This is a genomic window from Streptomyces sp. MGP-P1, from assembly GCF_057766565.1.
The window spans coordinates 1,941,366-1,966,797 of record NZ_JBYMEM010000007.1; the positions used below are offsets into that span (position 1 = coordinate 1,941,366).

General features: G+C 70.1%; 18 protein-coding genes and 3 pseudogenes. 14 read left to right on the forward strand and 7 right to left on the reverse strand.

The features are described 5' to 3' along the window. Positions 1-4 precede the first annotated feature (4 nt). The 3 genes from glpK to AC3CH1_RS30235 form a co-directional block, all read right to left on the reverse strand. Positions 5-1,549, reverse strand: a complete 1,545-nt coding sequence (gene glpK, locus AC3CH1_RS30225; RefSeq protein WP_488465788.1) for a glycerol kinase GlpK — start codon at positions 1,547-1,549, stop codon at positions 5-7. A 53-nt stretch (positions 1,550-1,602) separates the two neighbouring features. Then, the gene (locus AC3CH1_RS30230; RefSeq protein ID WP_488465789.1) at positions 1,603-2,394 is read right to left on the reverse strand and encodes an MIP/aquaporin family protein; all 792 of its coding nucleotides are present in this window, start codon (positions 2,392-2,394) and stop codon (positions 1,603-1,605) included. A 493-nt stretch (positions 2,395-2,887) separates the two neighbouring features. After that, on the reverse strand, positions 2,888-3,652 hold the full coding sequence (locus tag AC3CH1_RS30235) for an IclR family transcriptional regulator (RefSeq protein WP_488465790.1): 765 nt from the start codon (positions 3,650-3,652) through the stop codon (positions 2,888-2,890). 240 nt (positions 3,653-3,892) lie between these two features. Here AC3CH1_RS30235 and metH point away from each other — a divergent pair, with 240 nt between their 5' ends. From metH to AC3CH1_RS30250, 3 genes are all read left to right on the forward strand, one after another. Then, positions 3,893-7,411: a methionine synthase gene (gene metH / locus AC3CH1_RS30240; protein WP_488465791.1), complete on the forward strand. Its 3,519-nt coding sequence runs from the start codon at positions 3,893-3,895 to the stop codon at positions 7,409-7,411. Positions 7,412-7,608: 197 nt separating this feature from the next. Beyond that, entirely contained in the window at positions 7,609-8,319 is a 711-nt protein-coding gene (locus tag AC3CH1_RS30245) for an HAD family hydrolase (protein WP_488465792.1), read from the forward strand. 323 nt (positions 8,320-8,642) lie between these two features. After that, positions 8,643-10,241: an ABC transporter substrate-binding protein gene (locus AC3CH1_RS30250; protein ID WP_488465793.1), complete on the forward strand. Its 1,599-nt coding sequence runs from the start codon at positions 8,643-8,645 to the stop codon at positions 10,239-10,241. 129 nt (positions 10,242-10,370) lie between these two features. Here the strand turns inward: AC3CH1_RS30250 and AC3CH1_RS30255 are convergent, their stop codons facing one another. Together AC3CH1_RS30255 and AC3CH1_RS30260 are read right to left on the reverse strand one after the other, a co-directional pair. Continuing rightward, positions 10,371-11,042, reverse strand: coding sequence for a response regulator (locus tag AC3CH1_RS30255; RefSeq protein ID WP_352241707.1), 672 nt, complete (start codon positions 11,040-11,042; stop codon positions 10,371-10,373). Between the two features lie 9 nt (positions 11,043-11,051). Continuing rightward, entirely contained in the window at positions 11,052-11,897 is an 846-nt protein-coding gene (locus tag AC3CH1_RS30260; protein WP_488465794.1) for a RecB family exonuclease, read from the reverse strand. A gap of 177 nt (positions 11,898-12,074) precedes the next feature. On the opposite strand from AC3CH1_RS30260, the gene AC3CH1_RS30265 reads away from it, so the two are divergent. From AC3CH1_RS30265 to AC3CH1_RS30275, 3 genes and pseudogenes are all read left to right on the forward strand, one after another. Then, positions 12,075-13,325, forward strand: a complete 1,251-nt coding sequence (locus tag AC3CH1_RS30265) for a site-2 protease family protein (protein WP_488465795.1) — start codon at positions 12,075-12,077, stop codon at positions 13,323-13,325. Between the two features lie 71 nt (positions 13,326-13,396). Next, on the forward strand, positions 13,397-14,314 hold the full coding sequence (locus AC3CH1_RS30270) for a tRNA (adenine-N1)-methyltransferase (RefSeq protein ID WP_265602514.1): 918 nt from the start codon (positions 13,397-13,399) through the stop codon (positions 14,312-14,314). A 181-nt stretch (positions 14,315-14,495) separates the two neighbouring features. After that, positions 14,496-15,070 (forward strand): annotated as a pseudogene (locus AC3CH1_RS30275) (hypothetical protein). Between the two features lie 52 nt (positions 15,071-15,122). On the opposite strand, the gene AC3CH1_RS30280 reads toward AC3CH1_RS30275, so the two are convergent. Next, a complete protein-coding gene (locus AC3CH1_RS30280) occupies positions 15,123-15,434 on the reverse strand; it encodes a ferredoxin (RefSeq protein ID WP_488465796.1) in 312 nt (103 codons plus the stop codon). Between the two features lie 240 nt (positions 15,435-15,674). Between AC3CH1_RS30280 and arc the strand changes: the two genes are divergently transcribed. The 6 genes and pseudogenes from arc (at position 15,675) to prcA (ending at position 21,558) form a co-directional block, all read left to right on the forward strand. Then, on the forward strand, positions 15,675-17,441 hold the full coding sequence (gene arc, locus AC3CH1_RS30285; protein ID WP_488465797.1) for a proteasome ATPase: 1,767 nt from the start codon (positions 15,675-15,677) through the stop codon (positions 17,439-17,441). Positions 17,442-17,675: 234 nt separating this feature from the next. Continuing rightward, complete coding sequence (gene dop / locus AC3CH1_RS30290; protein WP_488465798.1) at positions 17,676-19,187, forward strand: depupylase/deamidase Dop; 1,512 nt, start codon at positions 17,676-17,678, stop codon at positions 19,185-19,187. Positions 19,188-19,317: 130 nt separating this feature from the next. Then, complete coding sequence (locus AC3CH1_RS30295; protein ID WP_018515354.1) at positions 19,318-19,536, forward strand: ubiquitin-like protein Pup; 219 nt, start codon at positions 19,318-19,320, stop codon at positions 19,534-19,536. Between the two features lie 163 nt (positions 19,537-19,699). After that, a pseudogene (locus tag AC3CH1_RS30300) lies at positions 19,700-19,892 on the forward strand (endonuclease domain-containing protein); the annotation flags it as partial. Then, a complete protein-coding gene (gene prcB / locus AC3CH1_RS30305; protein ID WP_488465799.1) occupies positions 19,844-20,689 on the forward strand; it encodes a proteasome subunit beta in 846 nt (281 codons plus the stop codon). The pseudogene AC3CH1_RS30300 and the gene prcB, both read left to right, overlap by 49 nt. Positions 20,690-20,745: 56 nt before the next feature. Then, positions 20,746-21,558, forward strand: a complete 813-nt coding sequence (gene prcA, locus AC3CH1_RS30310) for a proteasome subunit alpha (RefSeq protein ID WP_488465800.1) — start codon at positions 20,746-20,748, stop codon at positions 21,556-21,558. Positions 21,559-21,615: 57 nt separating this feature from the next. On the opposite strand, the gene AC3CH1_RS30315 is transcribed toward prcA, so the two are convergent. After that, the gene (locus tag AC3CH1_RS30315) at positions 21,616-22,650 is read right to left on the reverse strand and encodes a LacI family DNA-binding transcriptional regulator (RefSeq protein ID WP_488465801.1); all 1,035 of its coding nucleotides are present in this window, start codon (positions 22,648-22,650) and stop codon (positions 21,616-21,618) included. A gap of 135 nt (positions 22,651-22,785) precedes the next feature. On the opposite strand from AC3CH1_RS30315, the pseudogene AC3CH1_RS30320 reads away from it, so the two are divergent. Together AC3CH1_RS30320 and pafA are read left to right on the forward strand one after the other, a co-directional pair. Then, positions 22,786-24,043: pseudogene (locus AC3CH1_RS30320) on the forward strand (MFS transporter). A 9-nt stretch (positions 24,044-24,052) separates the two neighbouring features. Next, positions 24,053-25,414 (forward strand): Pup--protein ligase, encoded by a 1,362-nt coding sequence (pafA, locus tag AC3CH1_RS30325; RefSeq protein WP_398616314.1) that lies wholly within the window; start codon positions 24,053-24,055, stop codon positions 25,412-25,414. Positions 25,415-25,432: the final 18 nt, after the last annotated feature.

Sequence of the window (25,432 nt, forward strand, 5' to 3'; positions counted from 1 at the left end):
CTCGTCAGCTTTCTTCGTCCTCGATCCAGCCCATGGTCCGTTCGACGGCCTTGAGCCAGCTCTTGTACTCGCGGGCACGGGTGTCCGCGTCCATGCGGGGTGTCCACTCGGCGGCCCGGCGCCAGTTGGCGCGCAGCGCGTCGGTGTCCGGCCAGAAGCCGACGGCGAGACCGGCGGCGTAGGCGGCGCCGAGGCAGGTGGTCTCGGCGACCATGGGGCGCACCACGGGCGCGTCCAGGAAGTCGGCGAGCGTCTGCATCAGCAGGTTGTTGGACGTCATGCCGCCGTCGACCTTGAGCGCGGTCAGCTCGACGCCGGAGTCCTTCGTCATGGCGTCGCTGATCTCACGGGTCTGCCAGGCGGTGGCCTCCAGGACGGCACGGGCGATGTGCGCCTTGGTGACGTAACGGGTGAGACCGGTGATCACCCCGCGGGCGTCGGGACGCCAGTAGGGGGCGAAGAGACCGGAGAAGGCGGGCACGAAGTACGCGCCGCCGTTGTCCTCGACCGAGGAGGCCAGCGTCTCGATCTCCGCGGCCGACTTGATCAGGCCCATCTGGTCACGCATCCACTGCACCAGCGACCCGGTGACCGCGATGGAGCCCTCCAGCGCGTACACCGGGGGTTTGTCGCCGATCTGGTAGCCGACGGTGGTGAGCAGCCCGTTGTACGAGTTCACCGGGGTGGAGCCGGTGTTCATCAGCATGAAGGTGCCGGTGCCGTACGTGGACTTGGCCTCGCCCTCGGCGAAACAGGTCTGGCCGAAGAGCGCCGCCTGCTGGTCGCCGAGCGCGGAGGCGACGGGAATGCCGTCGAGGATGCCGCCCTTGGCGTGGCCGTACACCTCGGCGGAGGAGCGGATCTCGGGGAGCACCGCGGCCGGGATGCCGAGGGAGGAGAGGATCTTCTCGTCCCACTCCATCCGGTGCAGGTTCATCAGGAGGGTGCGTGAGGCGTTGGTGACGTCGGTGACGTGCACCCCGCCGTCGGTGCCGCCGGTCAGGTTCCAGATGACCCAGGAGTCCATGGTGCCGAAGAGGATGTCGCCGGCCTCGGCGCGCTCGCGCAGCCCCTCGACGTTGTCGAGCAGCCAGCGGACCTTGGGGCCGGCGAAGTACGAGGCGAGCGGCAGCCCGGTCTCGCGGCGGAACCGGTCCTGGCCCACGTTGCGGCCGAGCTCCTTGCAGAGCGCGTCGGTGCGGGTGTCCTGCCAGACCAGCGCGTTGTGGACCGGCTCACCGGTGTTCTTGTCCCACATCAGCGTGGTCTCGCGCTGGTTGGTGATGCCGATCGCCTTGACGTCGGCGGAGGTGATGCCGGCCTTGACGACGGCCCCGGCGACGACCTCCTGGACGTTCTCCCAGATCTCGGTCGCGTCGTGCTCGACCCAGCCCGGCTTCGGGAAGATCTGCTCGTGCTCCTTCTGGTCGACGGAGACGATCCGGCCGTCCTTGTCGAAGACGATGCAGCGGCTGGAGGTGGTGCCCTGGTCGATGGCCGCGATGAACGGCCCGGTGCCGTGGGTGCCGGTGGTGTGTGCGTCGGTCACGGTGTGCTCCCGGAGGTCTGTGAAGTGAGGAGGTGCGGCTCGGACTGGGGTGTCTACGCGAAGGCGAGGTTGTAGAGCCCGCCGGCGAGTGCGCCACCGATGAGCGGACCCACGATGGGTACCCACGCGTAGCCCCAGTCCGAACCACCCTTGTTCGGCAGCGGCAGCAGGGAGTGCACGATGCGCGGACCGAGGTCGCGGACCGGGTTGATGGCGTAGCCGGTGGGGCCGCCGAGCGAGAGGCCGATACCGACGACGACCAGGGCGGTGATCAGCGCGCCGAGGACGCCGAGGCCGTTGCCCTCGTCATTGAGGCCCTGGGTCAGGATCGCCAGGACCAGCACGACGGTCGCGATGATCTCGGTGACGACGTTCTGGACGCCGTTGCGGATCTCCGGACCGGTGGAGAAGATCCCGAGCACCGGGCCGGCCTTCGGGGCCGCGGCCCGGTCGACCATGCCTTCGTCGGTGGACTTGGTCCCGACGATCTCCGGGTCGGTCAGATGCGCGTGGAACTGGCCGTAGTAGACCGCCCAGACGAGCAGGGCGCCGATCATCGCGCCGAGCAGCTGCGAGAAGAGGTAGAGGGGAACGTCGCCCCACGCGGTGCCGCCCTCGATGGCGAGGCCGACCGTGACCGCGGGATTGAGATGGGCGCCCGATACGCCGCCGGCGAGGTAGGCGCCGGTCAGCACGGCGAAACCCCACCCGAGGGTGATGGCCAGCCAGCCCGCGTCACGGGCCTTGGAGCTCTTCAACGTGACGGCGGCACAGACACCGCCGCCGAGCAGGATGAGTACGGCGGTACCTATGGTCTCGCCGATGAAAATGTCGGAGCTGGACACCCGCGACTCCTTTGTCCTTCGTCCAGGGGAGAGCGGAGCACCGGGCCCGCCGGTGATCCGCGCCCCAGATGGGTATCCACGAAGCGTGGGCAGCCCACCTGTAAGGGCTTGACCGGCCCTTGGCACCATCACACCCTAACGCGTATTGCCGTTAGGCGTTCGACAATGCCGACCGTTGAACGGCAGTGTTTCCCCCGAGTGAAGGAAGCGTCAAGGGTTCTGTGGTCCACGACTCGGCGCGCGACGCGATCGTTACCGCCAGGGGCCGGGGCGGCTCGGGGCGGGCTCGGACACGCCGCGGCGTGAGCGGCGACCGCCCGGCGCCGGGCGGCAGGAGCGGACGCGGCCGCGTACGGAGTCACGCGTACGGCGCCACGCGTACGGCGCCACGCGTACGGCGCTACGCGTACGGGCTCACGCCGACGGGCGCACACGTACGGGAGCGGGAGGGGGCGCGGCGCGGGGAGCGGGCGGGGCGGGCCGTGCGGATTCGTCAGAAGCGGTTGGCGCCCAGATCCCGGGAGACCGCGCGGGCGCAGTCCCGCACGGCCGCGATCAGCTCGGGGCGCAGCGTCCCGCCCGGGGCCACCCGCTCCACCGCGCCCGTCACGGCGACCGCCCCGACGGGCATCCTGCGCCGGTCGTGGATCGGGGCGGCCACCGCGGCCACGCCCTCCCAGGTCTCCTCGGCGTCGGCGGCCCAGCCCTGGGCCCGGATCAGGTCGAGCATCGACTCGAAGGCGTCGGCGGCGGTGACGGTGCGCCCGGTGAAGGAGCGGCGCTCCGCCTCCATTACCTCGCTGTGGGCCACCGGGTCGTACGCGGACAGCACCTTGCCCAGCGCCGTGGAGTGCAGCGGCTGCATGGCCCCGACCTCCAGCACCTGGCGGCTGTCGTCGGGCCGGAAGACGTGGTGGACGATCAGCACGCCGTGCTGGTGCAGCACCCCGAGGTGCACGCTCTCGCCGCTGGAGCGGGCCAGGTCGTCCGTCCAGACCAGGGCGCGCGCCCGCAGCTCGTGGACGTCCAGATAGCTGTTGCCCAGCCGCAGCAGCTCCGCGCCCAGCTGGTAGCGGCCCGACGCCGCGTCCTGCTCGACGAAGCCCTCCAGTTGGAGCGTGCGCAGAATGCCGTGCGCGGTGCCCTTGGCCAGCCCCAGCGAGGAGGCGATGTCGGAGAGCCCGAGCCGGCGCTCGCCGCCCGCCAGCAGGCGCAGCATCGCGGCCGCCCGCTCCAGCGACTGGATGTTCTTGGCCATCGCGCCGTACTCCTCCACCTCGGTTCGACAATGCTGAACACTATCGGTCGATGCCGACCTGCGCCGGACTCCGGGGGAAAGTCTCCGCCACCGGGCCGCACCCGCCGCACCCGCACAGCATGCAGTCCGTCCCATGGACGCCCCCTACGGTCCCGAGCGGTGTCGGGCTAGGCTGGCGAGGTGCGCCTTCCCCAAGAAGGACGCAAAGCCGACAGCCGTCGCATCCCTGGGAGATCATCCATGGCCTCGTTGCCGACATCCGCCGCCGACAGCCGGACCCGCGCAGACGCACTCCGAGAGGCGCTCGCCACCCGTGTGGTGGTGGCCGACGGGGCGATGGGCACCATGCTCCAGGCGCAGGACCCCACGCTGGAGGACTTCGAGAACCTCGAAGGCTGCAACGAGATCCTGAACGTCACCCGGCCCGACATCGTGCGTTCGGTACACGAGGAGTACTTCGCGGTCGGCGTCGACTGCGTCGAGACGAACACCTTCGGCGCGAACCACTCCGCCGCGAACGAGTACGAGATCGCCGACCGCATCTTCGAGCTCTCCGAGTCCGGCGCCCGGATCGCCCGCGAGGTCGCCGACGAGTTCGGCGCCAAGGACGGACGCCAGCGCTGGGTCCTCGGCTCGATCGGCCCCGGCACCAAGCTGCCCTCGCTCGGCCACATCACCTACGACGTCCTGCGCGACGGCTACCAGAAGAACGCCGAGGGCCTCCTGACGGGCGGCTCCGACGCCCTGATCGTCGAGACCACCCAGGACCTGCTGCAGACCAAGTCCAGCATCATCGGCGCGCGCCGGGCGATGGACGCCCTCGGCGTCCACGTGCCCCTGATCTGCTCCCTCGCCTTCGAGACGACCGGCGTCATGCTGCTGGGCTCCGAGATCGGCGCCGCCCTGACCGCCCTGGAGCCGCTGGGCATCGACCTGATCGGGCTGAACTGCTCGACCGGCCCGGACGAGATGAGCGAGCACCTGCGCTATCTCGCCCGCCACTCCCGTACGCCCCTGATGTGCATGCCCAACGCCGGCCTGCCCGTCCTCACCAAGGACGGCGCGCACTTCCCGCTCGGCCCCGACGGTCTCGCCGACTCCCAGGAGCACTTCGTCCGGGACTACGGCCTCTCCCTCATCGGCGGCTGCTGCGGTACGACGCCCGAGCACCTGCGGGCCGTCGTCGAGCGCGCCCGGGGGCTCACGCCGACCGAGCGCGACCCGCGCCCCGAGCCGGGCGCGGCCTCGCTCTACCAGACCATTCCCTTCCGGCAGGACACCGCCTACCTGGCGATCGGGGAGCGCACCAACGCCAACGGCTCCAAGAAGTTCCGCGAGGCCATGCTGGAGGCCCGCTGGGACGACTGCGTGGAGATGGCCCGCGACCAGATCCGCGAGGGCGCGCACATGCTCGACCTCTGCGTCGACTACGTGGGCCGCGACGGCGTCGCCGACATGGCGGAGCTGGCCGGCCGCTTCGCGACCGCCTCCACCCTCCCGATCGTGCTGGACTCCACCGAACTGCCCGTGCTCCGCGCCGGCCTGGAGAAGCTCGGCGGCCGGGCCGTGCTGAACTCGGTGAACTACGAGGACGGCGACGGCCCCGAATCCCGCTTCGCGCAGGTCAGCGCCCTGGCCTCCGAACACGGCGCCGCGCTGATCGCGCTGACGATCGACGAGGAGGGCCAGGCCCGTACGGTCGAGCACAAGGTCGCCATCGCCGAGCGGCTGATCGAGGACCTCACCACCAACTGGGGCATCCACGAGTCGGACATCCTCATCGACACCCTGACCTTCACCATCTGCACCGGTCAGGAGGAGTCCCGCGGCGACGGCGTCGCCACCATCGGGGCGATCCGCGAGCTGAAGCAGCGTCACCCGGACGTCCAGACCACGCTGGGCCTCTCCAACATCTCCTTCGGTCTGAACCCGGCCGCGCGGACCATCCTGAACTCCGTCTTCCTCGACGAGTGCGTCAAGGCCGGCCTGGACTCGGCGATCGTGCACGCCTCGAAGATCCTGCCGATCGCCCGGCTGGAGGAGGAGCAGGTCAAGGTCGCCCTCGACCTGATCTACGACCGCCGCAGCGAGGGCTACGACCCCCTCCAGAAGCTCATGGAGCTGTTCGAGGGCGTCAACATGAAGTCGATGAAGGCGGGCCGGGCCGAGGAGCTGATGGCCCTCCCGCTGGACGAGCGCCTCCAGCGCCGCATCATCGACGGCGAGAAGAACGGCCTGGAAGCCGACCTCGACGAGGCCCTCCAGGACACCCCGGCCCTCGACATCGTCAACAACACGCTGCTGGAAGGCATGAAGGTGGTCGGCGAGCTGTTCGGCTCCGGCCAGATGCAGCTGCCGTTCGTGCTCCAGTCCGCCGAGGTCATGAAGACGGCCGTGGCCCACCTGGAGCCGCACATGGAGAAGACCGACGACGACGGCAAGGGCACGATCGTGCTCGCCACCGTCCGCGGCGACGTCCACGACATCGGCAAGAACCTCGTCGACATCATCCTCTCCAACAACGGCTACACCGTCGTCAACCTCGGTATCAAGCAGCCCGTCTCCGCGATCCTGGAAGCCGCCGAGGAGCACCGCGCGGACGTGATCGGCATGTCCGGCCTCCTGGTGAAGTCGACGGTGATCATGAAGGAGAACCTCCAGGAGCTCAACCAGCGCAAGATGGCCGCCGACTTCCCCGTCATCCTCGGCGGCGCCGCGCTGACCCGGGCCTACGTCGAGCAGGACCTGCACGAGATCTACGAGGGCGAGGTCCGCTACGCCCGGGACGCCTTCGAAGGCCTGCGCCTCATGGACGCGCTCATCGGCGTCAAGCGCGGCGTGCCCGGCGCGGCCCTGCCCGAGCTCAAGCAGCGCAGGGTCCCCAAGAAGGACGTCGACACCGCGGTCCTGGAGGTCGAGGAGCCCGAGGGCTCGGTGCGCTCGGACGTCTCCACCACCAACCCCATCCCCGAGCCGCCGTTCCGGGGCACCCGCGTCATCAAGGGCATCCCGCTCAAGGACTACGCCTCCTGGCTCGACGAGGGCGCGCTCTTCAAGGGCCAGTGGGGCCTCAAGCAGGCCCGGTCCGGCGACGGACCGACGTACGAGGAGCTGGTGGAGACCGAGGGACGCCCGCACCTGCGCGGCTGGCTCGACCACCTCCAGTCCAACAACCTCCTGGAAGCGGCCGTCGTCTACGGCTACTTCCCCTGCGTCTCCAAGGGCGACGACCTGGTCCTCCTCCACGAGGACGGCTCCGAGCGCACCCGCTTCACCTTCCCGCGCCAGCGCCGCGGCCGCCGCCTCTGCCTCGCCGACTTCTTCCGCCCCGAGGAATCCGGCGAGAGGGACGTCATCGGCCTCCAGATCGTCACCGTCGGCTCCCGGATCGGCGAGGCCACCGCCGAACTGTTCGCCGCCAACTCCTACCGCGACTACCTGGAGCTGCACGGCCTCTCCGTCCAGCTCGCCGAGGCGCTCGCCGAGTACTGGCACGCCCGGGTCCGCAGCGAGCTCGGCTTCGCCGGGGAGGACCCCGCGGACGTCGAGGACATGTTCGCGCTGAAGTACCGCGGCGCACGGTTCTCGCTCGGTTACGGGGCGTGCCCGAACCTGGAGGACCGGGCCAAGATCGCCGACCTCCTCCAGCCGGAACGCATCGGCGTTCACCTCTCCGAGGAGTTCCAGCTCCACCCGGAGCAGTCCACCGACGCCATCGTCATCCACCACCCCGAGGCGAAGTACTTCAACGCGCGCTGAGGGGGTCTTCCCGGCCAAGGTCGGGTCCGCCCCTGATCGTCAAGTCCCCGTTGCCCCGTATTCCCGCCGCGGCCTCGCGCCCTTCGCGCACCGTGGCCGGACACGTCGTACACTGGTCGGTCCAGCGCAGGCCGGTCGCCCTCCCGTTCTCCGGGAATGGCGGCCGGCCTTCTCGTCCCTTACGGAAGGTGTGCCGGATGACCAGTACGGTCCCCGCGTCCTTGACCCGCACGGCCGAAGGCGCCGCCCTGCAGGCGGTCCTTCTCGACATGGACGGAACCCTGGTCGATACCGAGGGCTTCTGGTGGGACGTCGAGCAGGAGGTCTTCGCAGGCCTCGGGCACCGGCTCGACGAGGCCTGGCGGGACGTGGTCGTCGGCGGTCCGATGACCCGCAGCGCCGGCTACCTCATCGACGTCACCGGCGCCGACATCCGGCTGGAGGAGCTGACGGTGCTGCTCAACGACGGGTTCGAGAAGCGCATCGCGCGCGGGGTGCCGCTGATGCCGGGCGCCGAGCGGCTACTCGCCGAACTGGCCGCGTACGAGGTGCCCACCGCGCTCGTCTCCGCCTCCCACCGCCGGATCATCGACCGGGTGCTGGAATCGGTGGGCCGCCACCACTTCGCGCTCACCGTCGCCGGGGACGAGGTCGCCCGGACCAAGCCCCACCCCGAGCCCTACCTCACCGCCGCCGCGGGCTTCGGCGCCGACCCCTGGCGCTGCGCCGTCATCGAGGACACGGCGACCGGGGTGGCCGCCGCCGAGGCCGCCGGCTGCCGGGTCGTCGCCGTGCCTTCCGTCGCCCCGATCGCGCCCGCGGCCGGACGCGTGGTCGTCGGCTCCCTCGAAGAGGTCGACCTCGCCTTCCTGCGCAAGCTCATCACCCAGGCGGGCGGAACGGGCTGACCCGCACCGGGTGTGCACCCGCGCCCGCCGCGCACTTGTGAACGAACAGCGGATTTTCTGGTCGTCCCCGTGTGCGTTCCGACAACGTTCCGTGGATGTGGATCAGTCGCAGGGTGCGTCTGGGAAGAGGCCCGACAGGTGAGCTTCCTCACCTGCGGGCCTCCGGAGGGCCGCCGGGATCGGATGGGCTGTCCGTAATCGTTGGCGTATGTCACCCCGCCCGGTCGCCGGAGGCGCGGGAGCCGTCCGCCGGGCGGTCGGAGGTGCCACCCGCGGCTACTAGCTTGGATTCCTCACCTGCCGGGATGAGGGAGAACGTCCAGATGAACCGCAAGACCCTGGTGCTGCCGGCCGTCGTCGGCCTGCTCGCCCCCGTGCTCGCCGCCTGCGGCAGCACGGACAGCGGCGCCGGTGGCGACGGAGCCATCGTCGTCGGCACCACGGACCAGCTCGTGGCCTCCAAGGAGAACCCCGCGCCGCTCGACCCGGCCATCGGCTACGAGGCGGGCGTCTGGAACGTCCTGCGGCAGACCGTGCAGACCTTGACCACGGTGCCGAGCGGCGGCGGCGAGCCGGTGCCCGAGGCCGCCCGCAGCTGTACCTTCACCGACACCGCGAACGAGAGCTACCGCTGCACCCTGCGGCCGGGCCTCACCTTCGCCGACGGGGCACCCGTCACCGCCGAGGACGTGAAGCACTCCATCCAGCGGGTCATCGACATCGACGCGGACAGCGGGCCGGTCGGACTCCTCGCCAACATCGACATGATCGAGACCAAGGGCGACGACCAGGTGATCTTCCACCTGAACGCGCCCGACGCGACCTTCCCGTACAAGCTCGCCACCCCCGCCGCCGGCATCGTCCCGAAGGCGCAGTACCCGGCGAAGAAGGGCCGCACCGGCTTCCAGGTGAACGGCTCCGGCCCGTACACCATGAAGCCGCGGGTCGAGGGGGGCCGGGTCGTCGAGATCGCCTTCACCAGGAACCCCTCGTACAAGGGCGAGCTGAAGGTCCTCAACGACGAGGTCGAGATGGAACTGTTCCCCGACGCCGAGGCCATGGGCAAGGCGCTCGACGAGGAGAAGATCCACATGATGACCCGGGCGATGTCGCCCCAGCAGGCCCGCGACATGCTCGTGGAGCCGGAGGAGGGCATCGAGCTCACCGAGCTGCCCGGCCTGGCCATCAGCTACCTCGGGTTCGACACCAAGGACCCCGCGGTCAGCAAGCCCGTCCGCCAGGCCATCGCGCAGATCGTCGACCGGGGCGCGATCGCGGGTAAGGTGTACGGCACCACCGCCGAACCGCTGTACTCGCTGATCCCGTCCAGCATCGCCGGGCACACCAACGCCTTCTTCAACAAGTACGGCGAGCCCAGCACCGCCAAAGCCCGGGCGATCCTCGACGACGCCGGGATCAAGACGCCGGTGAAGTTCACCCTGCACTACACCAGCGACCACTACGGCCCGGCCACCGCCGAGGAGTTCAAGGCGATCCAGCAGCAGCTGAACAGCTCGGGCCTCTTCGACGTCTCCGTCCAGGGCAAGGAGTGGTCGCAGTACCGCCCCGAGCAGAAGCGCGGTGACTACGCGGCCTACGGCATGGGCTGGTTCCCCGACTTCCCGGACCCGGACAACTACACCGCGCCCTTCCTGGACGAGAACAACTTCCTCAACTCGCCCTACCGCTCGCGCGAGGCGCAGAAGGTCCTCATCCCGCAGTCCCGCCGCGAGACCGACCGCACCGCCGCCGGCCCCACCTACGAGAAGCTCCAGGACATCGTCGCCACCGATGTTCCGGTGCTGCCGATCTGGCAGGGCAAGCAGTACGTGGCCTCCCGCGACGGGATCGCCGGTGTGGAGCGCTCCGTCAGCGCCACCTCCGAACTCCAGCTCTGGGAACTCAACCGGCCCAGCGCCTGAGACCCGACCCGAAGCCGTCCGGCCCGCCCCCTCCTGTTTCCAGGACGGGGGCGGGCCGGACGGCTTCGTCGTGTGCGTATGCGTATGCGTATGTGCGCGTGTGCGTTGTGGTGCGGGTGTGCGGGGCCGCTACTGCGCGCCGGGACGCACCAGCCCGCTCTCGTACGCGTACACCGCGGCCTGCACCCGGTCCCGCAGGCCCAGCTTCGTCAGCACATGGCCCACATGCGTCTTGACCGTCGTCTCGCTGACGAACAGATCCGCCGCGATCTCCGCGTTGGACAGCCCCCGCGCCACCAGCTTCAGCACCTCGACCTCACGGTCCGTCAGCGTGTGCAGGGCGTCCGGCACCGGGTCCTCACCGGACGGCAGGTGGTCCGCGTACTTGTCCAGCAGACGGCGCGTGATGCTCGGCGCGAGCATCGCCTCGCCCGCCGCCACCACCCGGATCGCCTGCACCAGCTCCGCCGCCGGGGCGTCCTTCAGCAGGAAGCCGCTCGCCCCGGCGCGCAACGCCTCCACCACGTACTCGTCCAGATCGAAGGTGGTCAGCACCAGCACCTTCGCCGGGCCGTCCTTCCCGGGGCCGGAGATCTGACGCGTGGCCTCCACGCCGTCCATCCGCGGCATCCGGATGTCCATCAGCACCACATCGGGCTGCAGCGCCCGCACCTGATCGATGGCCTGCAGACCGTCACCGGCCTCACCGACCACCGCCAGATCGCCTTCGGCCTCCAGAATCATTCGGAAACCGGTGCGCAGCAGAGGCTGGTCATCGACCAGAAGGACGCGGATCGCCACAGGAACTCCTTAAGGGCCCTCAAGGGCCACGGCACGGCCGGCCTCGGCCTGGACCGGTCCCATTCTGCCCTGGCCATCCTCACCCGAATCCGCAGGGCGGACCGACAGCGGGTATACCGGGGGAGTCCCGCCGAATTCCGGACACACCGCCTGGTGGTCGCACCAGCCGCACAGCTTCGTCGGCCGGGGCCGCCAGTCCCCGGTCTCCGTCGCCAGCGAGATCGCCTCCCACAGCGCCAGCAGCTTGTGCTCCACCCGCTCCAGGTCCGCCACCACCGGGTCGTACGTCAGCACGTCCCCGCTGCCCAGATAGACCAGCTGGAGGCGGCGCGGCACCACGCCCTTCAGCCGCCAGATCACCAGCGCGTAGAACGTCATCTGGAACAGCGGACCCTCGGAGTACTCCGGCCGCGGCGCCTTGCCCGTCTTGTAGTCGACGATCCGGACCTCGCCGCTCGGCGCGATGTCCACGCGGTCGATCACCCCGCGCAGCCGCAGCCCCGACTCCAGCTCCGTCTCGACGAACAGCTCACGCTCCGCCGGCTCAAGACGCGTCGGGTCCTCCAGCGAGAACCACCGGTCCACCAACCGCTCCGCCTCACCCAGCCAGCGCGTCAGGCGCTCCCCCTCGGTGTCCCCGGCGAACAGCCCGGTCAACTCCGGCTTCGACTCCAGCAGCCGGTCCCACTGGCCGGGGATCAGCGCCCGCGCCCGCGGCGCCGTCCGGTCGGCCGCCGGTGCGTCGAAGAGCCGCTCCAGCACCGCATGGACCAGCGTGCCGCGGGTAGCCGCCTCGCTGGGCTTCTCCGGCAGCTTGTCGATGACCCGGAAGCGGTAGAGCAAGGGACACTGCATGAAATCGCTCGCCCGCGACGGCGACAGGGACGAAGGCGGCTGGGGCGGCCGCGGCACGGAGGTCATGTCTGAAGACCCTACGGCCCGCCACTGACAACGAGCGGCATACCATCGACGGCAGACCCTCCCACACTGCATGATCGTGGCCAACGCCACTCACCGAACCGAAGGGACCCCGTGGACGACAGCGGCGACAGCGGGCGGCCGCAGCCCGGCGCAGGGGGAACGGCCCCCGGCGCCGACCCCGACAACGGCAAGCCGAAACGCCCCGCCGAGCCGGGCGGCGGCCTGCTCATGGGCCGGCCCTTCGGCGTGCCCGTCTACGTCGCCCCCAGCTGGTTCGTCGTCGCCGCGCTGATCACCTGGGTGTTCGGCGGTCAGCTCGACCGTGTGCTGCCGGAGCTGGGCGCCGCCCGATACCTCGTCGCCCTGTTCTTCGCCATCGCCTTCTACGCCTCCGTGCTCGTACACGAACTGGCCCACACGGTCGCCGCGCTGCGCTACAAGCTCCCCGTCCGCCGCATCCAGCTCCAGTTCTTCGGCGGGGTCTCGGAGATCGAGAAGGAGAGCGAGACACCCGGCCGCGAGTTCGTCCTGGCCTTCGTCGGACCGCTCCTGTCCCTGGTCCTCGGCGGCGTCTTCTACGGCGCGATGCAGTTCGTCGAGCCCGGCACGGTCCCCGGCGTCCTGGTCGCGGGCCTGATGATCTCCAACCTCATCGTGGCCGCCTTCAACCTGCTGCCCGGCCTGCCGCTGGACGGCGGCCGGATGCTCCGCGCCGTCGTCTGGAAGATCACCGGCAAGCCCATGAGCGGCACCATCGCCGCCGCCTGGGTCGGCCGCGGCCTCGCCGTCGTCGTCCTCGTCGGACTGCCGCTGCTCACCCACACCGGAGCACTCGGCGGCACCGCGCAGGACATCGGCGGCGTCGAGACCGTCATGGACGCGCTGCTCGCCGCGATCCTCGCGGGCATCATCTGGACCGGCGCCGGGAACAGCCTGCGCATGGCCCGCCTCCGCGAGCACCTGCCCGACCTCCGGGCCCGCACCCTGACCCGCCGCGCCGTCCCCGTCGAGTCCGCCACCCCGCTCTCCGAAGCGCTGCGCCGGGCCAACGAGGCGGGCGCCCGCGCCCTCGTCGTCGTCGACGGACAGGGCGACCCCAAGGGCGTCGTCCGCGAGGCCGCCATCGTCGGAGTCCCCGAACACCGCCGCCCCTGGGTCGCCGTCAGCGGCCTCGCCCAGGACCTCACCGACGGTATGAGGATCCCCGCGGAACTGGCCGGCGAAGCCCTCCTGGACCGGCTCAAGGCCACCCCCGCCACCGAGTACCTGGTCGTCGAGGAGACCGGCGAGATCTACGGAGTCCTCTCCACCGCCGACGTGGAGCGCGCCTTCGTCAAGGCCATGGCCCGCCCCGGCGCCTGACGCCCTCCAGGACGGCCGACGGCCGTGGCCCGGGCGGTCGGCGGCCCGGGAATCCCCGGTAGGCTGGTCACATGTCTGAACCGACCGGTGCCGCCCGCCGACGTGGGCCCTTCAAGGTCGGGGACCAGGTACAGCTCACCGACCCCAAGGGCCGCCACTACACCTTCACGCTCGAAGCCGGAAAGAACTTCCACACCCACAAGGGTTCTTTCCCGCACGACGAGCTGATCGGTGCTCCCGAGGGCAGTGTTGTCCGCACCACGGGAAACGTCGCCTATCTCGCGCTGCGCCCCCTGCTCCCCGACTACGTCCTGTCCATGCCCCGCGGCGCCGCCGTGGTCTACCCCAAGGACGCCGGCCAGATCCTGGCCTTCGCCGACATCTTCCCCGGCGCCCGTGTCGTGGAGGCCGGGGTCGGATCCGGCTCGCTCAGCACCTTCCTGCTGCGCGCCATCGGCGAGCAGGGCATGCTGCACTCCTACGAGCGCCGCGAGGACTTCGCCGAGATCGCCCAGCAGAACGTCGAGCGCTACTTCGGCTCCCCGCACCCGGCCTGGCAGCTGACCGTCGGCGACCTCCAGGACAACCTCTCCGACACCGACGTCGACCGTGTCGTGCTGGACATGCTCGCCCCCTGGGAGTGCCTGGAGGCCGTCTCCAAGGCCCTGGTGCCCGGCGGCATCCTCTGTGCCTACGTCGCCACGACGACCCAGCTCTCGCGCACCGTCGAGTCCATCCGCGAGATCGGCTGCTTCGCCGAACCGCAGCCCTGGGAGTCGATGATCCGCAACTGGCACGTGGAGGGCCTCGCCGTCCGCCCCGACCACCGGATGATCGGCCACACCGGCTTCCTGGTCACCGCCCGCCGCCTCGCGGACGGCGTCGAGCCGCCGCTGCGCCGCCGCCGCCCGTCCAAGGGCGCCTACGGCGACGACTACGACGGACCCGGCAGCCAGAGCCGTGGCGGCCCCGCCGCCGACCGCGGCTGACCCGTCCAACGCACCGGCGCCGCCGCGCGGTTCCCCGACCGACCGGGGAACCGCGCGGCGGCGCCTTTTCGTCGCCCCCGCCGTTCCGCCCCGGTGTGAGGTGTGGCACGATGCCGGCAACCCCTCGGAGGTGTCCCCACCCCCTCACCGGGCTTCCAGGAACCATCAGGAGACATACCGCGTGCAGACCCCCGCGCTCCCGGATCTCGCCCACACCGCCGCCAAGCCGATGCACTGGCTCGCCACGGCCGCGGCGATGGCCGGGGTCGTCGCACTGGCCGGGCTGCTCCAGCCCCGTACGGCCACCGCGACCGCCACGGCCCCCGAGCAGCGGACCACCACGCAGCACGGCGCCCCGCTCCCGACCCGGCCGGCGTGGAGTTCCCGCTGGAGTGCGGCGGCGCCGGGACGACCGTCGCGAAGAAGGCCTCCGGGGACCTCGACGGCGACGGGCGGCCGGAAACCGTCGCCGTGGTGCACTGCGCCGCCGGATCGGGGACCCCGCCCGGCGGCATCTACGTCCTGACACGGAGCAGCGGGGCCGCACCCCGGGTCGTGGCGACCCTGGTGGACCCCGCTGACAGGAAGACCGTCGGGGACTTCGCCGTACGCGAGGGCCTCGTCTCGGCGACCCTGCTCGGCTACTCCTCGCTCGACGTGCCCCGCTGCTGCCCCGACCAGGAGGAACAGGCCTCCTGGCGGTGGAAGGGGAAGGCGTTCGTCCGCACCTCCGGGGACCTCGCGCGCAGCGTCTGAGCGCGCACCGCGGGGCTCCGGCCGGCGTCGGGGCGCGAGCCCCCCGTACCGGCTAGTCGGCGTCGGGGCCGTACACCTCGACGCTGTCCTTGACGCGCCGCACGTGGATGCAGTCCCCGGGGCACTCCTTGGCCGAATCGACGACGTCCTGGAGGAGCGGCAGCGGCACGGGCGTGGTCGCCCCCGGGCTCTGCAGGAGCTCGTCGTCGCCGCTCTTCACATAGGCCAGGCCGTCGATGTCCAGCTCGAAGACGTCGGGGGCGTACTGCACACAGATGCCGTCGCCCGTACAGAGGTCCTGGTCGATCCAGACCTCCAGGTCCTGCGTGTCACTGTCGCCCGGCGGGTCCTGCTGCACGGTCATGTGTCCTGCCGTTCCTGCGTATCTGAACCAATTGGAGCCAGCCCTGACGGGTGTTGAACGGTTCGACGATACAACCGGCGGCTTTCCGGTGGCGAAGGGTGGGTATTCCCTTGACGTGAGGGAGAGCGCAAGGGTGAAGATCGGACACGCCCCGCAGTCTTTGTGATCTAGGGGTTTCAATCACCACCCACCCAGGTAGGGTCAGGAAGCGTCCAGCTCCCCATGGAGGAGGTGAGGACCGTGGCAGCCCACGACGACGACATGAACCGCGGCATCCGGCCCGCGCGAGGGTCAGAGGACCCAGCCGGCCAGGTTGCCTATCTCGAGCAGGAGATCGCCGTCCTGCGACGTAAGCTCGCCGACTCTCCGCGTCATACGAGGATTCTCGAAGAGCGGATCGTCGAGTTGCAGACGAACCTGGCAGGCGTGTCCGCACAGAACGAGCGGCTCGCCAACACGCTCCGTGAGGCGCGTGACCAGATCGTGGCCCTCAAGGAGGAGGTCGACCGGCTGGCGCAGCCGCCGGCCGGCTTCGGCGTCTTCCTGCAGGCCAACGAGGACGGTACCTGCGACATCTTCACCGGGGGCCGCAAGCTCCGGGTGAACGTGAGCCCCAGTGTCGAGCTCGAGGAGCTCCGGCGTGGCCAGGAGGTCATGCTCAACGAAGCGCTCAACGTGGTCGAGGCCATGCAGTTCGAGCGCGCCGGGGACATCGTCACCCTCAAGGAGATCCTTGAGGACGGCGAGCGCGCCCTGGTGGTCGGGCACACCGACGAGGAGAGGGTGGTGCGGCTCGCCGAGCCGTTGCTGGACATCACCATCCGCTCCGGCGACGCCCTGCTCCTGGACTCCAGGTCGGGTTACGTCTACGAGGTGGTCCCCAAGAGCGAGGTCGAGGAGCTGGTCCTCGAAGAGGTCCCGGACATCGACTACGACAAGATCGGCGGCCTGGGCGACCAGATCGAGCTGATCCGCGACGCGGTCGAGCTTCCGTACCTGCACCCCGACCTCTTCAAGGAGCACGAGCTCCGCCCGCCGAAGGGCATCCTGCTCTACGGTCCGCCCGGCTGTGGCAAGACCCTCATCGCCAAGGCCGTCGCCAATTCGCTCGCCAAGAAGGTCGCCGAGGTCACCGGGCAGCCCACGGGGAAGAGCTACTTCCTCAATATCAAGGGTCCCGAGCTCCTCAACAAGTACGTCGGCGAGACCGAGCGGCACATCCGCCTGGTCTTCCAGCGTGCGAGGGAGAAGGCGAGCGAGGGCACCCCCGTCATCGTCTTCTTCGACGAGATGGAGTCCCTCTTCCGTACCCGCGGCAGCGGCGTCAGCTCGGACGTGGAGAACACCATCGTCCCGCAGCTGCTCGCCGAGATCGACGGTGTGGAGGGCCTGGAGAACGTCATCGTCATCGGCGCCTCCAACCGCGAGGACATGATCGACCCCGCCATCCTGCGACCCGGCCGTCTCGATGTGAAGATCAAGATCGAGCGCCCGGACGCCGAGGCGGCAAAGGACATCTTCGCGAAGTACCTCACCCCGGGGCTCCCGCTGCACGCGGACGATCTGGCCGAGCACACCGGCTCCCGGCCGGCCGCCGCCCACGCCATGATCCAGTCCGTCGTGGAGCGGATGTACACGGAGTCCGAGGAGAACCGCTTCCTGGAGGTCACCTACGCCAACGGCGACAAGGAAGTCCTCTACTTCAAGGACTTCAACTCCGGCGCGATGATTCAGAACATCGTCGACCGGGCGAAGAAAATGGCCATCAAGGCATTCCTGGAACAGGGCCAGAAGGGACTGCGGGTCGCTCATCTCCTGCAGGCCTGCGTGGACGAGTTCAAGGAGAACGAGGACCTGCCGAACACGACCAACCCGGACGACTGGGCCAGGATTTCCGGCAAGAAGGGTGAGCGGATCGTCTTCATCCGCACACTCGTCACCGGAAAGCAGGGCGCGGACACCGGCCGTTCCATCGATACGGTGGCCAATACCGGCCAATACCTGTAATACGCGGACCGGCTGCGGAAGCCCCCGGGGTTTCCGCAGCCGGTTTCATTCCCCCGTTCCGGCCGTGCCGGAGCAATGTCGCAATGGAGCTCCCCACCGGCGCAGAGGCGCTCTAGGCTCTGCGGTACCGCCGAGTCGCGCAGTGCGGTGACGGGCACCGCACACGCAACCGGACACAGCAGCGGTACTTGAGCGTCGTCCCCGGAGGGGCCGGCGCCGGGCAAGGAGGGCCGCATGACCGTACGGCGAGTAATGGGCATCGAGACGGAGTACGGGATCTCCGTCCCCGGCCACCCCAACGCCAATGCCATGCTCACCTCGTCCCAGATCGTCAACGCCTACGCGGCGGCGATGCACCGGGCGCGCCGCGCCCGGTGGGACTTCGAGGAGGAGAACCCGCTGCGTGACGCGCGAGGCTTCGACCTCGCCCGGGAGACCGCCGACTCCAGTCAGCTGACCGACGAGGACATCGGCCTGGCCAATGTCATCCTCACCAACGGCGCCCGGCTGTACGTCGACCACGCGCACCCCGAATACAGCTCCCCGGAGATCACCAATCCGCGCGACGCGGTGCTCTGGGACAAGGCCGGCGAACGGATCATGGCGGAGGCGGCCGAGCGGGCGGCCGCCATCCCGGGCGCGCAGCCGATCCACCTCTACAAGAACAACACCGACAACAAGGGCGCCTCCTACGGCACGCACGAGAACTACCTCATGCAGCGGGAGACGCCGTTCTCGGACATCGTGCGCCATCTGACGCCGTTCTTCGTCTCGCGCCAGGTCGTCACGGGCGCGGGCCGGGTCGGCATCGGCCAGGACGGCAACGAGCACGGCTTCCAGATCAGTCAGCGCGCCGACTACTTCGAGGTCGAGGTCGGACTGGAGACCACGCTCAAGCGCCCCATCATCAACACCCGGGACGAGCCGCACTCCGACGCCGAGAAGTACCGTCGGCTCCATGTGATCATCGGCGACGCCAACCTCTCGGAGATCTCCACCTATCTCAAGCTCGGCACCACGTCCCTGGTGCTGGCCATGATCGAGGACGCCTTCATCAACGTCGACCTCGCGGTCGACCAGCCCGTGCGCACCCTGCACCAGGTCTCCCACGACCCGGACCTCCGGCAGCTGATCACGCTCCGCAGCGGCCGGACGCTCACCGCGGTCCAGCTCCAGATGGAGTATTTCGAGCTGGCCCGCAAGTACGTCGAGGAGCGGTACGGCGCGGACGCCGACGAGCAGACCAAGGACATCCTGGTCCGCTGGGAGGACACCCTCAACCGGCTGGAGACCGATCCGATGAGCCTGTCGGGCGAGCTGGACTGGATCGCCAAGCGGGAGCTCATGGAGGGCTACCGCCGCCGCGACGCGCTGGACTGGGACGCGCCCCGGCTGCATCTGGTGGATCTCCAGTACGCGGACGTACGGCCCGACAAGGGCCTCTACAACCGTCTGGCGGCCCGCGGGAAGATGAAGCGCCTCCTGGACGAGGACGAGGTCACCAGGGCCCGTACGAAGCCCCCGGAGGACACCAGGGCCTACTTCCGCGGGCGCTGCCTGGAGCAGTACGCCGACGACGTGGCGGCGGCCTCGTGGGACTCGGTGATCTTCGACCTGCCGGATCGCGACTCGCTGCAGCGGGTGCCCACCCTGGAACCGCTGCGCGGCACGAAGGAACACGTCAAGGACCTGCTGGACCGCTGCCGGACGGCGGAGGAGCTGGTCCGGGTGCTGTCGGGCGGCTGAAAGGCCTCCGGGCTGGGAATCAATCACCTTGAGGGCGGGCGTTGCCTCAACTACCGGGTCAAATGTCGGACCCCGTGGGTAGGGTCTGATCAAGAGCTTCGATTGCTTCGAACCGAGCGGGGTGAGCTACATGGCGACCAAGGACACCGGCGGCGGACAGCAGAAGGCGACACGTTCCACCGAGGAGACCGAGGAGCAGGCGCAGGACGCGCAGGCGTCCGAGGACCTCGCGGAGCGCCAGGAGAAGCTGAGCGACGACGTCGACTCGGTCCTGGACGAGATCGACGACGTCCTGGAGGAGAACGCCGAGGACTTCGTTCGGTCGTTCGTTCAAAAGGGTGGACAGTAGTTCATCAGTGTGAACGCCCGGATGTGTTCCGGGAGCTCACACGGATATGCGCGCAGACAACGGGGGGAGGGGGTGCCGGCGTTCGCCACGGCGTGCGTCGTCACCCCCCGCCCGCCGATCCCGGGGGCCGTTTCCCGGTCCCGCCGGATCGGTGCGGATAACCCCTGCCGAACATGTGGATCACTCCCGTCGGGCGGGTAGGGTCCGTGGCGTACGTACTTGCTTCAACGGCAATCCGGCCATCGGCAAGTCGGGGGATGATCCTGACTCTCCTGCGCAGGGCCATCGCATACCTGGAGGGAAACGCGTGGAAGCCAACACTCGTAGCACCGGGCGTCTACCAGCTGCCTTCCTGACGCCGGGTTCGTCCTCGTTCATGGACTTCCTGTCCGACCAGTCGCCCGAGATGCTCCCGGGCAACCGGAGCCTCCCGCCGCTCCAGGGGGCCATCGAGGCGCCGCACGGGACGACCATCGTCTCGGCGTCCTTCCCCGGTGGCGTGGTCCTGGCCGGCGACCGGCGCGCCACCATGGGCAACATGATCGCCTCGCGCGACATGCAGAAGGTCTTCCCGGCCGACGAGTACTCCGCGGTGGGCATCGCCGGCACCGCCGGACTGGCCGTGGAGATGGTCAAGCTGTTCCAGCTGGAGCTGGAGCACTTCGAGAAGGTCGAGGGCGCCCAGCTCTCCCTGGAGGGGAAAGCCAACCGCCTCTCCACCATGATCCGCAGCAACCTCGCCATGGCCATGCAGGGCCTCGCCGTGGTGCCCCTCTTCGCCGGCTACGACGTCGACCGCGAGAAGGGCCGCATCTTCTCCTACGACGTCACCGGCGGCCGTACCGAGGAGAGCGGCTACGCGGCCACCGGGTCCGGGTCGATCTTCGCCCGCAACGCGATGAAGAAGCTCTACCGCCAGGACCTGACGGAGGAGCAGGCCCTCACCCTGGTCGTGCAGGCGCTGTACGACGCGGCGGACGACGACTCGGCGACCGGCGGCCCCGACGTGGCCCGCCGCATCTACCCGATCGTCACCGTCATCACCGACGAAGGCTTCCGGAGGCTGACCGACCAGGAGTCCTCCGAGATCGCGCGCTCCATCCTGGAACGCCGACTCGAGCAGCCCGACGGCCCGCGCGCCGCGCTGCTCTGATCCGGACCTCTAGCCTCCAGACGCACTCGTCACTGACAGAAAGGGACGGATAGCCGGTGTCGACGCCGTTCTATGTCTCACCCCAGCAGGCCATGGCCGACCGGGCGGAATACGCCCGCAAGGGCATCGCCCGTGGTCGCAGCCTCGTTGTGCTGCAGTATGCCGACGGCATTGTGTTCGTCGGCGAGAACCCGTCCCGCGCTCTGCACAAGTTCAGCGAGATCTATGACCGGATCGGCTTCGCGGCCGCCGGCAAGTACAACGAGTACGAGAACCTCCGCATCGGTGGTGTGCGCTACGCCGATCTGCGCGGATACACCTACGACCGGGACGATGTGACGGCCCGTGGGCTGGCCAACGTCTACGCCCAGACGCTCGGCACCATCTTCTCCAGCGCTGCCGAGAAGCCGTACGAGGTGGAGCTGGTGGTCGCCGAGGTCGGCAGCGCCGCCGAGGGTGACCAGATCTACCGGCTGCCGCACGACGGTTCGATCGTGGACGAGCACGGCTCGGTCGCGGTCGGCGGCAACTCCGAGCAGATCAGCACCTTCCTCGATCAGCGCCACCGCGACGGGATGACGCTGGCCGAGGCGCTCAAGCTGGCCGTCCAGGCGCTCTCGCGGGAGCCGGGCGGCGGCGAGCGGGAGATCCCGGCGGAACGCCTGGAGGTCGCGGTCCTGGACCGCACCCGCCCCCAGCAGCGCAAGTTCAAGCGGATCGTCGGCCGTCAGCTGGCCCGGCTGCTGGACACGGAGGCCGCCGGCAGCACGCCGACGGACGCCCCGTCCGACATCGAGGACACCGACATCACGGACGGCACGGACCGTGCCGACAGCACTCCCGACTCCACGGAGGAGACGGACAAGTAGGGGACGAGCGGCGCCCCTCGGGGCGCTGTGCCCCCGGGTCCCGGCCCGGGGGCACCGTCATGTCCGGGCGGCGGGCGGCGGCGCCGTGGAGCCGCGTACGACGAGCCGGACCGGCAGACCGCCCCGCTGGACGGGGCGACCGTCCAGCACCGCGAGCAGCGCCTCCATGCCCCGCTCCCCGACCTGCTCCGCCGGCAGCCGCACCGTGGTCAGCTCCGGCTCCAGCGCGGTGGCCAGGGCCAGGTCGTCGAATCCGGTGACCGACAGTTCGTCCGGCACCCGCAGCCCGAGCCTGCGGGCCGCCTTGCAGGCCCCGGCGGCCAGGATGTCGTCGTCGCAGATGATCGCGGTGGGCCGGTCCCCGATGGCCGACAGGGCCTGTTCGGCCGCCTCGGACCCCGCCCGGACCTCCAGAGGGGCGCGCACCGTGCGCACCGTCACGTCCCCCGCCGCTCCCAGCGCGTCGTGCAGCGCCCCGGCGCGCACCGCGAACGTCCAGGTGTCCACGGCGGACGCCAGATGCAGGAAGCGGCGGTGGCCGAGCCCCAGCAGATGGGCCGTCACCTGCCGCATGCCGTCGACGATGTCGAGGTTCACCCGGGCGGCGGGCCCGGTGTCCGAGGGGTCGCTGTCCAGCATCACCAGCGGCAGATCCGCCCCGTGCAACGCGCCCAGCGCGTCGGCTGCCATCGAGGACGCGATGACCCCGTCGAGCGCGGCGCGGGCCGAGGCGAACGGGTCCCGGGCCGGGCCCGTGCCGTCGGGCGAGGGGTAGAGCACCACGCCGAAGTCGTGCTCGGCGGCGAGCGCCGCGGCCCCGGCGTACACCCGCGCGAAGAACTCGTTGGTGAGCGCCGGCACCACCAGCAGCGCGGTCCTGGTGCGGCCGAGCCGCAGACTGCGCGCCGCCAGATTGGGCCGGTAGCCGATCTCCGCCGCGGTGTCCCGGACCCGCTGGGCCGTGGTCTCCGACACCCTGCCCGGCCACTTCCCGCCGAGCACCAGGGAGACCGTCGCCTGGGAGACGCCCGCCGCACGGGCCACGTCGCGGCTGGTGGGCCGGGCGGGGCCGGGCTGCTGCGCGCTGGTCACTCGTGCCTCCGTGCGGGATGTTTCCGTAACGCCGCGCGGTGGACCCGCGAACTGCGCACATGGTACGTATGAACCTCGAAGTTATACGTAACACCTCGGGGGCGGCGCAGCCGACCGGGGCGGAGAGGGGCGGACATGGCCGCGGGATATCTGGACATCCTCCGGGCGCGGCATGCCGCCCGGCTGCTGACGGGCACCCTCGTGGGGCGGCTGCCCAACGGCACCGCGCACATCGCGATCGTGCTGTTCACCCGGGCGGAGGGCGGCAGCTACACCCTGGCCGGCGTGCTCGCCGCCGCCTACGGACTGGCCACCGCCGTCGGGCAGCCGCTGCTCGGCCGGGCGGTCGACCTCTACGGGCAGCCCCGCGTCCAGCTCCCGGCCGCCGTGGTCTCCGCGCTCGGCATGACGCTGCTGGCCGTCACGGGCCTCTCCTCGCTCCCGCTGGCCTACCTCGCCGTCATCATCGCCGGAGTCGCCACACCGCCGCTGGAGGGCGGCCTGCGGGCCCTGTGGCCCAGCGTCCTCAAGGGCGAGGGCCAGGTGCACCGGGCCTACGCCATGGACGCCGTGGCGCAGGAGATCATGTTCACCGTCGGCCCGCTCCTGGTGACGCTGCTCGTATCGCTCTGGTCGCCTGCCGCCGCGCTGCTCGTCATCAACGCCATCGGGGTCCTCGGCGCCCTCTCGGTCGTCCTGTCCGAGCCCTCGCGGACCTGGCGCTCCGCGCCCCGTGAGGCGCACTGGCTCGGCGCCCTGCGCTCGCCCGGTCTCCTCGCCCTGCTAGGCGCGTTCTTCTTCGTCGGGCTCGCCCTCGGCTCCATCACGGTGGCCGGGGTGGCGTACGCGGACGACCACGGCCGGGAATCGGTGTACGGGTGGCTGATGGCCGCACTCGGGCTCGGCGCGCTGATCGGCGGGCTCGGCTACGGGGCGCGGCAGTGGGCCGGCGCCCGAGAAGCGGCTGCGGGTCATCGTCGGACTGCTGGCACTGGGCTATCTGCCGCTGACGCTCACCCCCTCGGTGCCCGTCATGACCGCCCTCGCCGCCCTCGCCGGAGTGTTCCTCGCACCGGCCATCGCCTGCTCCTTCATCGTCGTCGACCGGCACGCCCCGCGCGGCACGGTGACCGAGGCGTTCTCCTGGCTCGTCACCACGTTCGGCGTGGGCGCGGCGGCCGGCACGGCCGTCGCGGGACCGGCCGTCGAACTCGGCTCGACCGCCTGGAGCTTCGCCGTCGCCGGGGCCGGGGGAGTGGCCGCCCTGGTGGTCCTCCTGGCCACCGGGAACGTCCTCGCGCCCCCCTCCCGTACGCCCGCCGTCGTGACGGGATCGGAAAATGATCGAAACGGGGCCGTCGAACCCGGTTTCAGCTCAGGCCATAAGGCGTAATGTTCAGTCATGGACCGCCGCATTTTCGGGCTGGAGAACGAGTACGGCGTCACGTGCACGTTCAGGGGGCAGCGCCGACTGTCACCTGACGAAGTGGCGCGCTACCTCTTCCGCCGTGTTGTGTCATGGGGCCGCAGCAGCAATGTCTTTCTGCGGAACGGCGCCCGCCTCTACCTCGATGTGGGATCGCATCCGGAATATGCAACCCCCGAATGCGACAACGTGACCGAACTGGTCACGCACGACAAGGCGGGCGAGCGCATTCTCGAAGGCCTGCTCGTCGACGCCGAACGCCGCCTGCACGAGGAGGGAATCGCGGGCGACGTCTATCTCTTCAAGAACAACACCGACTCGGCGGGAAACTCCTACGGCTGCCACGAGAACTACCTCGTCGCCCGCCACGGAGAATTCTCCCGGCTCGCGGACATCCTCATTCCGTTCCTCGTCACCCGGCAGCTGATCTGCGGTGCGGGCAAGGTGCTCCAGACCCCGCGCGGCGCGGTCTACTGCGTCAGCCAGCGTGCCGAGCACATCTGGGAGGGTGTCAGCTCCGCGACCACCCGCTCCCGGCCGATCATCAACACCCGCGACGAGCCCCACGCCGACGCCGAGCGGTACCGCCGCCTCCACGTCATCGTCGGTGACTCGAACATGTCCGAGACGACCATGCTGCTCAAGGTCGGCGCCACCGACCTGGTGCTCCGCATGATCGAGGCGGGCACGGTGATGCGCGACCTGACCCTGGAGAACCCGATCCGGGCGATCCGCGAGGTCAGCCACGACCTCACCGGGCAGCGCAAGGTGCGCCTGGCCAACGGCCGGGAGGCCTCGGCCATCGAGGTCCAGCGGGAGTACTACGAGAAGGCCGTGGACTTCGTCGAGCGCCGGGGCATCCGCACCGGCACCGTCGACCAGGTCCTGGAGCTGTGGGGCCGCACCCTGGACGCGATCGAGGCCGAGGACCTCGACCGGATCGACACCGAGATCGACTGGGTCATGAAGTACAAGCTCATCGAGCGGTACCGGGCCAAGCACAACATGACCATGTCGAATCCGCGGGTCGCCCAGATAGACCTCGCCTACCACGACATCCACCGCCGCCGAGGCCTCTTCTACCTACTGGAGCGCAAGGGGCAGACCGCCCGCATCTGCAACGACCTGAAGATCTTCGAGGGCAAGTCGGTGCCCCCGCAGACCACTCGGGCGCGGCTGCGCGGCGACTTCATCCGCAGGGCCCAGGAGCAGCGGCGGGACTTCACCGTCGACTGGGTCCACCTCAAGCTCAACGACCAGGCGCAGCGCACCGTGTTGTGCAAGGACCCGTTCCGTTCCGTCGACGAGCGCGTGGAGAAGCTGATCGCCGGCATGTGAGCCGACGTCACCGCATCA

Excerpts from the sequence above, each read along its gene's own strand:
- AC3CH1_RS30235 (WP_488465790.1), bottom strand. The coding sequence starts at position 3,652 with ATGGCCAAGAACATCCAGTCGCTGGAGCGGGCGGCCGCGATGCTGCGC.
- metH (WP_488465791.1), top strand. The coding sequence starts at position 3,893 with ATGGCCTCGTTGCCGACATCCGCCGCCGACAGCCGGACCCGCGCAGAC.
- AC3CH1_RS30245 (WP_488465792.1), top strand. The coding sequence starts at position 7,609 with ATGACCAGTACGGTCCCCGCGTCCTTGACCCGCACGGCCGAAGGCGCC.
- AC3CH1_RS30250 (WP_488465793.1), top strand. The coding sequence starts at position 8,643 with ATGAACCGCAAGACCCTGGTGCTGCCGGCCGTCGTCGGCCTGCTCGCC.
- AC3CH1_RS30260 (WP_488465794.1), bottom strand. The coding sequence starts at position 11,897 with ATGCAGTGTCCCTTGCTCTACCGCTTCCGGGTCATCGACAAGCTGCCG.
- AC3CH1_RS30270 (WP_265602514.1), top strand. The coding sequence starts at position 13,397 with ATGTCTGAACCGACCGGTGCCGCCCGCCGACGTGGGCCCTTCAAGGTC.
- AC3CH1_RS30280 (WP_488465796.1), bottom strand. The coding sequence starts at position 15,434 with ATGACCGTGCAGCAGGACCCGCCGGGCGACAGTGACACGCAGGACCTG.
- dop (WP_488465798.1), top strand. The coding sequence starts at position 17,676 with ATGACCGTACGGCGAGTAATGGGCATCGAGACGGAGTACGGGATCTCC.
- AC3CH1_RS30295 (WP_018515354.1), top strand. The coding sequence starts at position 19,318 with ATGGCGACCAAGGACACCGGCGGCGGACAGCAGAAGGCGACACGTTCC.
- pafA (WP_398616314.1), top strand. The coding sequence starts at position 24,053 with ATGGACCGCCGCATTTTCGGGCTGGAGAACGAGTACGGCGTCACGTGC.